Origin of the sequence: Pseudoalteromonas apostichopi, from assembly GCF_030297135.1 — a bacterium.
Lineage (GTDB): Bacteria > Pseudomonadota > Gammaproteobacteria > Enterobacterales > Alteromonadaceae > Pseudoalteromonas > Pseudoalteromonas apostichopi.
In genome coordinates, this window is record NZ_AP028065.1 from 3,007,385 (window position 1) to 3,021,391 (window position 14,007).

The 14,007-nt window shown below is 41.1% G+C and carries 11 protein-coding genes; 8 read left to right on the forward strand and 3 right to left on the reverse strand.

The window, feature by feature from the left end; genetic code table 11:
• Positions 1 to 81 precede the first annotated feature (81 nt).
• From QUE86_RS13555 to msrB, 8 genes are all read left to right on the forward strand, one after another.
• Complete coding sequence (locus QUE86_RS13555) at positions 82 to 813, forward strand: RNA methyltransferase (protein WP_178926793.1); 732 nt, start codon at positions 82 to 84, stop codon at positions 811 to 813.
• 60 nt (positions 814 to 873) lie between these two features.
• Positions 874 to 4,275, forward strand: a complete 3,402-nt coding sequence (locus tag QUE86_RS13560) for a chromosome segregation SMC family protein (RefSeq protein ID WP_178926794.1) — start codon at positions 874 to 876, stop codon at positions 4,273 to 4,275.
• Positions 4,276 to 4,312: 37 nt separating this feature from the next.
• Positions 4,313 to 5,041, forward strand: coding sequence for a cell division protein ZipA (gene zipA / locus QUE86_RS13565; protein WP_130051867.1), 729 nt, complete (start codon positions 4,313 to 4,315; stop codon positions 5,039 to 5,041).
• A gap of 83 nt (positions 5,042 to 5,124) precedes the next feature.
• The gene (gene ligA / locus QUE86_RS13570; RefSeq protein ID WP_239977609.1) at positions 5,125 to 7,146 is read left to right on the forward strand and encodes an NAD-dependent DNA ligase LigA; all 2,022 of its coding nucleotides are present in this window, start codon (positions 5,125 to 5,127) and stop codon (positions 7,144 to 7,146) included.
• Positions 7,139 to 7,483, forward strand: a complete 345-nt coding sequence (locus QUE86_RS13575; protein ID WP_167658503.1) for a DUF3392 family protein — start codon at positions 7,139 to 7,141, stop codon at positions 7,481 to 7,483. The genes ligA and QUE86_RS13575 overlap by 8 nt, the downstream gene beginning before the upstream one ends.
• The gene (locus tag QUE86_RS13580; protein ID WP_178926797.1) at positions 7,480 to 7,968 is read left to right on the forward strand and encodes a DUF2919 domain-containing protein; all 489 of its coding nucleotides are present in this window, start codon (positions 7,480 to 7,482) and stop codon (positions 7,966 to 7,968) included. Before QUE86_RS13575 ends, QUE86_RS13580 begins: the two co-directional genes overlap by 4 nt.
• Before the next feature lie 9 nt (positions 7,969 to 7,977).
• On the forward strand, positions 7,978 to 8,430 hold the full coding sequence (locus QUE86_RS13585; RefSeq protein ID WP_239977607.1) for a hypothetical protein: 453 nt from the start codon (positions 7,978 to 7,980) through the stop codon (positions 8,428 to 8,430).
• 68 nt (positions 8,431 to 8,498) lie between these two features.
• Positions 8,499 to 8,942: a peptide-methionine (R)-S-oxide reductase MsrB gene (gene msrB, locus QUE86_RS13590; protein ID WP_167658506.1), complete on the forward strand. Its 444-nt coding sequence runs from the start codon at positions 8,499 to 8,501 to the stop codon at positions 8,940 to 8,942.
• Here msrB and QUE86_RS13595 read toward each other — a convergent pair.
• Genes QUE86_RS13595 through QUE86_RS13605 form a run of 3 tightly spaced genes read right to left on the reverse strand, consistent with a single transcriptional unit; the run spans position 8,939 to position 13,903 of the window.
• The gene (locus QUE86_RS13595; protein ID WP_167658507.1) at positions 8,939 to 10,888 is read right to left on the reverse strand and encodes an ATP-binding protein; all 1,950 of its coding nucleotides are present in this window, start codon (positions 10,886 to 10,888) and stop codon (positions 8,939 to 8,941) included. The two genes, msrB and QUE86_RS13595, sit on opposite strands and share 4 nt — an antisense overlap.
• The gene (locus tag QUE86_RS13600) at positions 10,885 to 12,261 is read right to left on the reverse strand and encodes an ABC transporter substrate-binding protein (protein WP_250661864.1); all 1,377 of its coding nucleotides are present in this window, start codon (positions 12,259 to 12,261) and stop codon (positions 10,885 to 10,887) included. Before QUE86_RS13600 ends, QUE86_RS13595 begins: the two co-directional genes overlap by 4 nt.
• Positions 12,262 to 12,268: 7 nt before the next feature.
• Complete coding sequence (locus QUE86_RS13605; RefSeq protein WP_286257840.1) at positions 12,269 to 13,903, reverse strand: response regulator; 1,635 nt, start codon at positions 13,901 to 13,903, stop codon at positions 12,269 to 12,271.
• Between the last annotated feature and the right edge of the window lie 104 nt (positions 13,904 to 14,007).

Below are 14,007 nucleotides of genomic sequence, written 5' to 3' on the forward strand. Positions count from 1 at the left end.
ATTGGCACTTTCCCCTTGGTTTTTCGAGTACAGAATCTGTGACCTTGGTGATATACTAGACCATCATTTTATGAGGCTGTTATGATTTCAAAAAACCAACTGAAACTAATTCGTGCATTAGGTCAAAAGAAATACCGAAAGCAATATAACCAGTACCTTGTTCAAGGCGAAAAAAATGTACTTGAATTACTAAACAGTGGTTTAAGTGTTGCCCATATTTTTGCGACCCCTGCATTTATTTCTGCGCACCAATCTGCGCTTGCAGCCCATCAAGTCATTGAAGCAGATGAAGACAGCCTAACTAAAGCCAGTACGCTCGTTAGTAACAACGCCGCCATTGCTGTTGTTGATATGCCAAGTCAGCAAGCATTACCAACATCAGGACTTATTTTAGCCCTTGATGGTGTGTCGGATCCGGGGAATTTAGGAACGATTATTCGTGTTGCTGATTGGTATGGTATTAAGCATATTGTTACCAGCACAGACAGTGCGGATGCTTATAACCCGAAAACTATTAGCGCAACCATGGGCTCATTTGCTCGCGTGTGTGTCTCACAAACCGACTTAACCAGTTACTTACCTAGCTTAAATCTTCCTGTGTATGGTGCATTTTTAGAAGGTGAGAACATTCACAAAACTGCTCTTAAGCAAGATGCCGTATTACTTATGGGCAGTGAATCTCATGGTATACGTGCTGATTGCGAAAGCTTAGTTACTGATAAAATAACCATTCCGGCTTATGGCCAAGCAGAATCGCTTAATGTAGCCATGGCAACGGGTATTATTTTAGATAATTTTAAACGCCACGCTTAACCTTTTACCCTAAAATGGGTTAAATTGAAGAATAACAATAAAAATCGGTAAAACAATTAGATGCGCTTAAGCACCATAAAATTAGCGGGTTTCAAATCGTTTGTTGAACCCACTAAGATCCCATTTCCTGATCAGATGACGTGTGTTGTCGGCCCGAACGGCTGTGGCAAATCAAATGTCATCGATGCAGTGCGTTGGGTGCTAGGTGAAAGCTCAGCTAAAAACTTACGTGGCGATGCCATGACCGATGTTATTTTTAATGGCTCTACTAATCGAAAACCTATTTCGCAAGCCTCTGTTGAATTAGTTTTTGATAACACTAGTGGTCACCTTCCAAATACCTTTGCTGATCGAAACCAAGTGGCGATTAAGCGTTTAGTGACGCGAGATGGCCAGTCAATTTATTTCCTAAATGGCAGTAAATGCCGTAAGCGTGATATTACCGATATCTTTTTAGGCACTGGTCTTGGCCCGCGCAGCTATGCGATTATTGAGCAGGGCATGATCTCGCGTTTAATTGAGAGCAAACCGGCTGATTTACGTGTTTTTTTAGAGGAAGCCGCGGGGGTTTCAAAATACAAAGAGCGTCGACGTGAAACGCAAACCCGCATTAAAAGTACCCGCGAAAACCTTGAACGTTTACTTGATGTAAGACAGGAATTACAAACACAGCTTGATAAGCTTGCGGTGCAATCAGTCGATGCTAAAAAATACCGAGAGCTAAAAGCCACTGAGCGCACCTTAAAAGGGCAAATTGCGGTTTTAAAGTGGCAGAAGTTACACCAACAACAAATCGAGAAAGCTGAGCAAATTAATAAACTTAAAGAGCAAATCAAGTTCTTTAAAGAAGCGCATTCTGGCCATGATGATGTATTAGCAAGTCTTGAAAATCAGGTGCAGCTTGAGCAGCAAAAACTGCAAGACGCACAGCAGGCTCAGCATCAAACACACACTGATTTGACGCGCAAAGAGCAGCAACAGATCAGCTTAAAGCAGCAACAGCAAACACTTAGCCAAAACCTTATCAAACAGCAACAACTGCAGTTACAAAATAAAGAGCTGCAAGAAGAGCAACACGCCTCAGCCGCCATTTTACAAGAGCAGCTACAAGAAGCGATTGAGCAAAGTTTGTTGTGCGCTGAGCAAGTAGCAGAGGTTGAAGAACAAGTTGCTTTGCAACAGCAAAGCACGCAAAGTGCTAATGAGCAATATCAAAGCGTATTACAGAAAAATCAAGCTCATAGCAGTGATATTACTGTCGCAAAAAGTCAGCTAAGGCATTTTGCACAGACACTTGCACAACTTGAATCTCAGCAGGCACAACTCGCCGCTGAAATTAGTGAGCTTGAAGCCACCCCAGTTGCAGCACAAATTGCTGAGCAGCAACAGCATATTCAAACATTGACAAAAGAACTTGCGCAGCAGCAAAGTGCGCTGAATAAGCTAACTCAGAATCTAGAACAAGCTGATAAAGAGCAACAGCACTTAGAACAGGATTTTAGACGGGTTCAACAGCACAGTAATGAAAATAGAGCCAGCATTGCTGCGCTTAATTCCTTGCTAGTAGAGCAAACTGACAGCGGGAGTGTCTCTTTATTAGCGCAGTTAAAAGTTACTTCTGGCTTTGAGCCTTTAGTTGAGCAAGCTCTGCTAGGTCTAGAGCATCTAAAGGTGAATCAACATAAAGAGGCTAACAGTGTTTGGCCTGCGACTGATAGTGCTGCGTTACCAAAAGAGTCATTAGCTAATTATATCGAAACGGGTGTTTACCCTGATTTATTAGCACGGTTTGCTTTTCAACCCCATTTTGATGAAGCTATTTTAGCGGATCCTTTTTGGTTAGCTGTTATTGATGAAGAAGGCCATATTCATGGGCGTAACTTTCACTCTAATGCCAATAAAGACGCCGATAATTCATTGCTTTTAAAGCATGCCCAGCTCAGTGATGCACAGCAGTTAGATGAAGAACTCAACGAGCAATTAGAAACAAAGCAGCAATTGCTAAATGAGCATCTAGCACATAAGAAAACGCTTATCGCTGACAAAGAGCAATACAGAGAGCGAATTCACCAAGCGGCTCAGCAGATAGCATCGGCCAGCACGCGACGTGACATGTTGCTAGAGCAGCAAACGCAGTGGCAAAACCAGCTTGTAAAGTTACAGCAGCGTCAAACTTTATTGGCTGAGCAAAAGCAAAATGCTGATGAGCAGCAACAAACTCAGCAGTGTTTACTTGAACAATTGCTAGAGCAGCAATTAGAACTTGAAATTGAGTTAGAGCAAGCAAAACACCAGCAAACTGAGGCAAATAACCGTTATCGCCAAGTTGCTTCTCAGCTTGAGCAATATAAAACTCAGGCGCATCAAGCAAACTTGGCTGAGCAAAAAGCTCGCAGTGAGTGTCAACTTAGCGAAACTAAATTGCAACACGCCAATGCAGCGCAAAATGCTGCGAGTGAAGCGGTATTAGAGCTCAACGAGCAGCTAGAAGAATTAGTGATCCCGCTTGAAGAGGTGACAGAGCAAATTATGCTACTGCTTGAAAAGCATCAACAAAGTGATGTTGAGCTGAAAAACTTGCAAGCGGCCTTGAGTCAAGCTAAAAAGGAGCTTGCTGATAAGCAAACAGCGCTGAAATCATCGCAATCTGAGCTAGTTACGCTACAAGAGCAGTTGCAAGCATTAGCACTGGATGAGCAAAGTTTAATCGTTAAAGCTCAAGCGGCTTTAGAGCCACTTGCAGAACTGGAACAAAATTTAAAAACAGTACTTGAAGAATTGCCTGACAATGCCAATTTAAATAGCATGCAAACTAGGCTGACAAAAACCACACAAGCTTTAAATGAGCTCGGCGCGGTGAATTTAGCGGCAATTGATGAGTTTGAGCAGGCTAAACAACGCAGCGATTATTTAAATCAGCAACTTGATGATTTAACGCAAGCGCTAAATACCCTGGAAGGGGCGATTCAAAAAATAGACCGAGAAACAAAAAACCGTTTTAAGGCGACGTTTGAACAAGTAAATACAGACTTTGGGGAATTATTCCCGAAAGTATTTGGTGGTGGCAGTGCTTACCTCGAATTGACCAGTGATGATCTACTTGAAAGTGGGGTGAGCATCATGGCTAGACCACCAGGAAAGAAAAATTCGACAATTCACCTGCTTAGTGGTGGAGAAAAAGCGCTGACCGCATTATCATTGGTGTTTTCAATATTCAGGCTCAATCCAGCTCCATTCTGTATGCTAGATGAAGTGGATGCACCATTGGATGATGCGAACGTGGGTCGTTTTTGCCGTTTGGTAGAAGAGATGTCACAATCAGTACAATTTATTTATATTAGTCATAACAAAATTGCTATGGAAATGGCAGGCAGGTTGACTGGTGTAACTATGGCTGAGCCAGGCGTATCTCGTATGGTGGCTGTAGATATAGAACAAGCTGTGCAAATGGCACAAGCATAAAATTTAATTAGGCATATCAAATAATAAAGGTGAGGGGATGGCCGAAGAATTAAGATGGGCTTTAATCGTAATCAGTGTATTTGTCATTGGTGGTTTATTAATTCACGGCTTATGGTCGGTGCGAAAAAAGGACAGTCCAGATGCGCCTTCAGTGGAACGGGTTGAACCAACTGAAACAACCAGTGAAGTTCAAGAACCAACGAAAGCAATGTCACAAGAGCGTGATGAACCAGAGTTTGGTGATTTAAGCTTTTCAGCAGAAAGTCACGATGAACCTGTTGTTTCAGAAGAAGTGGTTGAAGAAACTGAGATTCAGCAAGAAGAAACAGATCAAGAGCAAGCAGATGCTCAAGGACCAAGTGATTTCATTATTGTGCATTTGCAAATGCCAGAAGGCTTAACCATGGCTGGCAGCCAACTATTACCAGCTGTTAATATGTTAGGTTTTAAGTACTCTGAAGAAGGTTTCTTTAACCGTCATTTAGACCCAGCAGGCACTGGTCCTGTTTTATTCCGTTTAGTGAATATGTATAACCCTGGCACGTTCGATATTGATAATATGGAACAATTTAGCACGGCGGGAATTAGCTTATTTATGACCCTTCCATGTGATGGTGATGGTCTAAGTGCATTTAATATGTTGCATAGTGCAGCTAAAAAGTTAGCCGATGAATTTGGCGCAACTATTTTAGATAGCAACCGTGAAGAAATGACGGTTGAAAGCGTTCGTGAGTATGTTGAGAAAGTTCGCAGCTTTTCAGCTTAATCGCACGCACAGATGATAAGTATTAGGCCACTTGGCGTTAAGTCGTCTAAGTGGCTTTTTTTATGTAGATTTTTGAGGTTTTCATGTCCAGCCCTATCTTTGAGCAAATTAGCCAACTACGTGCCCAGTTAGAAGAGCATAACCATAATTACTATGTGCTGGATGCACCAAGCATTCCTGATGCTGAATATGACCGTCTAATGCGTGAGTTAAGTGCGCTTGAGCAAGCGAATCCTGAGTTTCAAAGCCCAGATTCACCCACGCAAAAAGTCGGTGGCGCTGCACTTGATAAGTTTGAACAAGTAACTCACCAAGTGCCTATGCTGTCACTTGATAATGCTTTTTCAGAAGAAGAGTTTGCTGCCTTTAATCGTCGTATAAAAGAACGTGTAATGGATAACAAAGAGCTAACCTTTTGCTGTGAGCCAAAGCTTGATGGTTTAGCGGTATCAATTATTTATCGTAATGGCGTTTTAGTACAAGCCGCGACTCGTGGCGATGGCATGGTGGGCGAAAATATCACCCAGAATGTAAAAACGATTCGCAATGTACCGCTGAAGTTACGTGGCGATGACTTCCCCGCAGAACTAGAAGTACGCGGTGAAGTATTTATGGATAGCGCTGGTTTTGCCAAGCTTAATAGTGAAGCTGAAAAACGCGGCGACAAGGTGTTTGTAAACCCGCGTAATGCTGCTGCTGGTAGCCTACGCCAGCTTGATTCTAAAGTAACAGCAAAACGTCCACTGATGTTTTATGCCTACAGTACTGGGCTTGTTGCGGATGGGCAGCTACCAGAAGATCATTATCAACAGCTTGCTAAACTTACTGATTGGGGGTTACCTCTGTGTCCAGAAACAAAACTCGTTGAAGGACAGCAAGCTGCTCTTGATTATTATCAAGACATCTTGACGCGTCGTAGTGATCTTGCCTACGAAATTGACGGTGTTGTTATCAAAGTAAACGACAAAAAGCTACAAGAGCGTTTAGGCTTTGTGGCACGTGCACCACGCTGGGCAATTGCCTTTAAGTTTCCCGCACAAGAAGAAATCACACAATTACTTGATGTTGAGTTTCAGGTAGGTCGCACTGGCGCAATTACACCAGTTGCACGACTAGAGCCAGTATTTGTGGGGGGCGTTACAGTGTCTAATGCAACGCTTCATAACGGCGATGAAATTGCCCGTTTAGGCGTTAAAATTGGCGATACCGTGATTATACGTCGTGCGGGTGATGTTATTCCGCAAATTACCCAAGTTGTACTTGAACGTCGCCCTGACGATGCTAAAGACATTGAATTTCCTGCTACTTGCCCAATTTGTGACTCACATGTGGAACGCATTGAAGGTGAAGCGGTTGCTCGTTGTACAGGTGGCTTAGTTTGCCAAGCGCAGCGTAAGCAAGCAATTAAGCACTTTGCGTCACGTAAAGCGCTTGATGTCGATGGCTTAGGCGATAAGATTGTTGACCAGCTTGTAGATCGAGAGCTTATTAAAACGCCTGCTGACTTATTTATCCTAAAACAAGGGCATTTTGAATCCCTAGAGCGAATGGGCCCTAAATCTGCTAAGAACTTAGTAAACGCACTACAAGATGCTAAACAAACAACCTTAGCTAAATTCTTATATTCGTTAGGTATTCGTGAAGTGGGTGAAGCAACAGCGCAAAACTTAGCTAACCACTTTTTAACGCTAGAAAAAATTACTCAAGCAAGCGTTGATGCGTTAACTGAAGTAAGCGACGTAGGTGAAATTGTTGCCAAGCACGTTCGTGGCTTCTTTAGCGAAGAGCACAATATGGACGTGGTTAATGCGCTAATTGAACAAGGTATTCATTGGCCAGAGTTAACGGCTCCAAGTGCCGATTCGCAGCCATTAGCTGGCTTAACTTACGTACTGACCGGCACATTGAGCGAGCTTAACCGTAATGATGCAAAAGCACGTTTACAAGCGTTAGGTGCAAAAGTGTCGGGTAGTGTTTCGGCGAAAACAGATGCGCTGATTGCGGGTGAAAAAGCGGGCTCAAAATTAACCAAAGCACAAGACTTAGGTATTGATGTGTTAACTGAGGCTGATCTTATTGCACTTTTAAGTGAGCACAATGGATAGTTTATTGCAGGCATTGTCGTCAGTTGCTTTAACAATCGGCAGCTGGCTGCAACCACACCTTTACAATATTTCATTATTGCTGGTGGTGTGCTTTTTGTCCTTGTATGCAAATGATATTATTAAAGTGACCAAGCGCTTTGTAGCGCGTCGTCACTTTATTATTCGCGTGCTTTGCTTTGTGTTGGTCACAGGGTTTGGTATGGGCTTACTTGTGGTGTTTGTAACTCCATTTTTAAGTAAGTTGCTACTGCTACTCGGTGTTAAATGGCTGGCGCTTACACTTACGGCTGCGTTTTTTGTACTTGGCATCATTGCCGATAAGAAGAACCAAATATGAATCGCTACGGTCCAGAATACTGGGATAAACACGGTGCTTATCGTACCCCATTAGCGTTTCATTTAACCTTACTAGTGCTTTTGCGAAGTTATTTTATCTGGATAATAGCGGCGCTGAGTCGCCGCCCTGATTTAGATATAATGTCGCTGTTTTTTAAAGCTAAAAGCGATTTCTTTACAGCAATTGCGATTGCTGCGATTGCCTTATTACCGGCAGTGATCTTTTGCTTACGCAGGCCACAAGAAAACGCCATAAGTGCAAAACGTTTAGCGTCTATTTGGCGGTTTATGCGCTGGCCATTAATTCTGTGTGCAATTACAGATTTAAGCTGGTTAACCTATCAGGCAGCGCACAGCCATTATCAGTTTTCGTTGTTTTTAGCCAGCCAAATGGTACTGGTGTTATGGGTGCTGTTATATTTATTAAAAAGCAGATATCTATCAGTTTTTTTTAATGATTGGCCAGATCCAATAGAGAAAAAATAGGGCAGCACAATGCTGGTAATTAATAAGCTTTTAGCAAAAATATCATTCGCAATCGCGCTCGTTTTAATTGCTTTATGGGTATTTACACCACTTTGGCACAGTGCTGCATTCTCGTTGTTTGTGATGTTATGGGGTTTTATAACCCTATCAAGCCTTTATCGAGTTACGCCGTTATTTGTAGCACGCAATCCCATTACTGACTTATTAAAACGTGATGTGAATCAGCTAGCACTAATAAGCTTAGCGGGTTTATTCGATTTCAAACGCAAAGCTGAGTTTGTATTAATTGGCCAAATAAAGCAGATTGAAATTGGTGAAGGTATCATCCATGTAACTGATATCAATGAGCAGAAATCAACCGCAATATTAAGTGTTCGCAGCGATATAATTAAAAGTCATTTAGAGCAACTACTCTCTGAGCGCGAGCGTTCTAAAATAGATATCCGTTTACAATTAAACTAATGTTGCTTGCCCATTGCAGTGCTTGTGTTGTACTGTGCAACTGTTGTATTCAACCCTGAGGGAACACTATGTTAACTTGGCAAGATATTCTAGAGTTTGCCCATAATGGTAACCCAACACCTCCACGTCGAGTCGAGAAGTCGCCATCTGAGTGGCAAGCTGAGCTCGAACAAGACACATTTTATGTTACTCGCTTAAAAGGCACAGAACGCCCGCACAGCTCTGATTCATGTACATTATTTGAACCTGGTCAATATGCGTGTGCCTGTTGTGACAATTTATTGTTTGACGGCGATGAAAAGTTCGATAGTGGCACCGGCTGGCCTTCGTTTACACAGCCTAGCAGTCTTGAAAGTATTGCTTATGTGGCTGATTCTAGTCATGGTATGCAACGAATAGAAGCTATTTGCAATGTTTGCGACGCGCATTTGGGCCATGTCTTCCCTGACGGTCCACCACCAACTGGTTTACGTTATTGTATGAATGCCATAGCGATGAAAAAACGTGACTAATCTAAATATTGAGCGATGATAAAAATAAGGTGCTCGCGGTAAATTGGCTTACTAATAATGTAGTCTGTCAAAATATTCGATTGCGCCTTATCATCTTTTAGCGTTGACGCTGTAACTGCAATGATTGGAATATGTTTAAAGCGATCATCACTACGAATTAATTGACTTGCCTCTAAACCGCCCATTACGGGCATTTTTAAATCCATAATGATCAAGTCAGGTTGATGTTGCTCCATTTTATTAAGCGCATCTTCTCCGTTGATAGCTGTATCTATAGTAAAGCTCCAGCGTGATAAGAAGGACTCTAAATAGTCTCGGTTATAAGGGATATCATCAACAATTAAAATACGTGCAGGATTAAAATGATAGCTTGAAATGGCAGGGTAATTACGATGCTCAACTTCGGTTTTTGATTCGGCCAATTCAACGTTTGGTAACGATACAATAAATTCACTACCTCGGCCTTTTTCGCTTATCACTGATAAATCACCACCCATTAGCTTGATAAAGCGCAAAGAAATAGCTAGACCTAATCCGGTTCCGCCAAACTCAGAACTACGTTGGCCTTGTACTTGTTCAAAATCATTAAAAATAAGATCTTGTTGATCTTTAGGAATACCTTTACCTGTGTCTTTAACATGAATACATATGTCGATATTGCTGTTGTCATCGTGGGCTTTAAAATCGAAATACACTTTAACACTGCCTTGTGCAGTGAACTTAATGGCATTACTGATTAAGTTGGTTAGTACTTGGCGCACTTTATTGCTATCAAGTAATACAGGGGTTGTTAACTCGGGATGAGAGCTTATTTGTAAGTCGAGATCTTTTTGTGCACTGAGTTGTAAAAACATCATATTGAGTTCATGGCACATTTTAGGAATTTCTACGCGCTCAATATCGAGTTGCATCTTACCAGCATCAATTTTTGATAAATCTAGAATGTCATTTAGTACATTAAGTAGGGAATTACCCGAGATTGAAATTGCTTCTAAGTAACGACGTTTATTTTTATCTGTTTCGCTATCTTGCAGTAACTGGCTGAAGCCTAACACTGCATTAAGCGGAGTTCTAAGTTCATGGGACATATTGGCTAAAAAGCGGCTTTTAGCCTGATTTGATTGCTCAGCTTGCTCTTTAGCATCAAGATACTCTTGGGTACGTTTAGCAACGGTATCTTCGAGTAAACTATGTTGTTCATGCATGCTGTTAATCTGTTGCCTAACCGCAGCACGCATCATTTTAAAGCCACTGGCAAGGGTGCCAATCTCATCTTGGCTTTTTATGTTAATAGGGCAGTTTAGATCACCAGTGGTCACAGCATGAGAAAACTCAACAAGCTGATCAATTGGCTGCAAGATAATACGGCGAATAATGATGTAGGCGATGATGAGTGCAGTTAAAAGGTAGATTGCAAATAGTGACACAGCATTACTAATGATAGATTTAGTTTTTAATGCTAAGTCTTTATCTGAAAAGCTCACAATAACATAACCGATATTTTCGCCCTGAAAGTTGCTAATTGGTACAGCAACAGCATATTGTTGCTCCATAGCTACAATGGTATTTTGCTTTGGATTAAGCTGCTTTAATAGCATTTGGTTAGTTTCAAGGGTATCAACTTTACTGTTATCAGGATGGGCAGCAATAAAGTTATTTTGATCGATAAAGTAAATCGTCTGTAAGTCATCAAAGGTATTATTTTTTAGAATATTTTTTAATGTTAATCCCTGAATTTTAAGTACCCAACTTCCTACCGTATTGTCTTTAGTTAAGCTTTTTATTTCTGACAACATGGGTGAGACAATAGCGTCAGCTTTTTCACTCATGTTCAAAAGTGTTTGTTCTTTTAGCTCCATAACATGCAAAGACGTACTTGCCCCTAAAATAAGGGTAATGGTAAAGCCGATGATCATTAAAATTTTATGGGCAATACTAATTCTCATTGCTGAATATTGCTCCGTACTTTTAGCGCTTGCATATTAGTGTTTATTTTTTCGTCAGCAGCTTTAATAGATTGCTTTATATCTGCACCATAGAAAATTTGGCTAAAGGTTTGCGAGATAATTTTGCCAATAACAGGAAACTCGACCATACCAGACTGCAGGCGGTCCGGAGTTGCGTGATCAAATACCCATAACATGGTTTTATTAAAGCCAGGCTTGTTTACTAAAGTAAATAGTTTTTCGTGCCACACCTTTTGCCTTGGTGGTGAACCTCCGGTACTCAGTAGTGCGGCTGTTTGTTCACTTGTTGCCCATTGAATAAATAACCATGCAGCATGTTTTTCATTTGATTTGCTATTTATCGCGAACGCCCATGCCCATGGCGATGTTTCTCGGGCTATTGGGCCAGCAGGCAAGGGGGCGGCCTCCCATTTATTCCAAATATCAGACTCTTCTGCGGTATCTATTTCATTATAAAAATGAGAGGCCAAAAAGGCCGAGGCAAGTTGGCCTTCTTTAAAAAGGCGACGAATTTCATAAAAGTGAAGTAAGCGGCTGTTATCAGGGGTGCCGAACCCCGTGACTAGATCACGATACACTTGTAAGCTTTTTGCTGTCTGAGGACTACCGAAAACAGATTGACCTTGCTTATTGATAACCTCAGCACCATAAGCTCGCATAATAGGTAAGACTGTCCAGGTGTTTAATCCTGCCCCCGGCAGTGTGCGTGAGGCAAATGCGTGCATACCATTCAAAGAAGGGGTGCGGTCAATAGCCTTTTGCAGCTTAATTTTAGTCGCTTGCAGTTGTTCGTAGGTATTGGGTACTTCTAGGTTGAAGCGCTCGAAAAGATCTTTACGGTAAAAATATATCGGCGCAGAAAAATCAAACGGTAACGAATATAGTGTATCGTCGATCTTACAAAGGGCTAGGCTACGCTCACTAATATCTTCTAACTGATACCACGCTTTGTCTGTAAGTCTAGGGTTTTCAATGTATGGCTGTAAAGGGTCAACCCAGCCTTGGCTTTGAGCTTCACCTAAAAATGTGATTCCCATAGGCAGTACATCATAAAGACCTGTGGCTTCGCTTAAATCTTGATGTCGACGAGCACGCATTTGCGATTGTTCTAAGGCATGAAAACCAACAGAAATTCCTGTTAGCTTTTCAAACAAAGGAATGTAGGGTTTTAAAGCCATAAATGCGGGTTGCTCGTCAGCCAAGATATTTATATGGCTACCCGCTTCACTTTGCCAATTTATAGTTGCTTGCTGCCAATGTTGTAACGTTGCAGAGGCAAAGCTACATTGACAAAAAACCAAAAGCGCAACGCTGAGGGGGAGATTTTTAAGTTTTAACAAACGAAACGCCATAAAGAAGTTACTCTGCAAGTTTAATTTTTAATTTTGCAGCCTGTGCTTTAATTTTTTCAAAACGGATTGCTTGTTCATCTTCTAATGTTTGAGCATCTAACAAGGCAAAACATTTTTTCGCGAGTGCTAAATTAAATGATTGGCCTTGGTTATTTGTATCGAATAAACACTGCAGTAAATTTAAGGCGATGCTGGCATTTTTTGGCATTATTCTAAATGCCTGTGTGAATGCTTCAAGTGCAGTATTTAGCTGGCCTTTATTAAACTGCGTCACAGCGTGGTTATTGAGCTCTTTTGGACCTAACTTAATATCACGCCGCTCAGTTTGTTGCTGTTGAATATAACGTAAATAAACCGGATCGCTTATTGATGGGTGACGTTCACAGTGATTGATAATTTGGTTAAACAATGTTTGTGCTTTGTGGTGGAAGCCCAATTCATGAAACGCTTTCGCTTTATCGAGGGCTCCATCTACCGAACGAATTTGGCTGTCACTTTCATCCAGTTGATTGATGAGTGCTTTGGCCTTTTGATGTTCATCCTTTAAGTAATGCAAACGCGCATTGAGAACGTCAATCTGTGTTTGGTTATTACTATTAGGAAATTGTTTTTTTAAATCACTCAAGTATTGGTTTGTCTGTCTTGATATTCGATTAACTTGATCAGTCTGATCTGTAGTTAAAGCAAAATCAATACCGGCACGAGCCGCATTTAAATACACATCAGGGTTGTCGTGAATAGAGTGCTTTGCGTAACTAGCAATGTCTTTTTGAGTTAGATAATTCTTTTCGTAGTCGTGATTAAGTAACGATACATGACTCAAGGTTTTTTGACGGTCAATATTACGTGGCGCAATTTCAACAGCTTGACTAAAAAACTGCTGAGCCTCATCAAACTTATGCAGCTTTATTTCTAATCGACCGAGTAAATCAAGAGCAACGAGTCGAGTTTCACTGCGCTGCAACATTGTCTTCAGCATACGATGTGCAAGTGTGTGTTCATTATTGGCAATGAGTGCTTCTACTAAACCTACTTTTGCCCATGTGAATTTTTGAATATCGAGCACTGATTTAAAGAATGTTTTTGCATCTTCAAAGCGTTTGAGGCGAAGTAGGGCATCACCTTTTAATCTCAATAGAATGGCGCTGTAACTATTACCTTTGTTTTGCAGCAAGGTATCAATTTGTTTAATTGCTTTGGAGTCATTCCCATCATCAATAAGTTGATAAATTTGATGTAGGTTACTTTTGCGTAATAACACTTTTTCAATACGATTTTTTAATTCGTTAATTGTAAAGGGTTTAACTAAGAAATCATCTGGTTGTAGCTCAAGCACACTGTGGACCAAAGAACCACTTGTTTCAGCTGAGATAAAAATGAAGCCCGTGGAGTTTTTAATAAGGCGCTTCATTTTCAGCTCTTCATAAAGCTGATAGCCATCTTGATGTTTACTTAAGTTAAATGAACAAACGATGAGGTCAAATTGCTCAATTTGACATTGTTCTTTTGCTGCAATGGCATGCTCTGCAAAACGCAATTGACGAAAGCCCAACCCTTCTAAGGATTGTTTCATATAGCTTTGAGCAAGAGGCTGCTCTTCAACTATTAAAATTTTGGCTTTCGAAAAAATCTTTGCAGGCATTGGACTTGCGACTAAGTGACATTAACAACGACTATAATAAACAGTCTAGCTGCTGACAAGGCAAATTACAGCTTTTGCAGCGATTTAAAATTTACTTTTAGGCT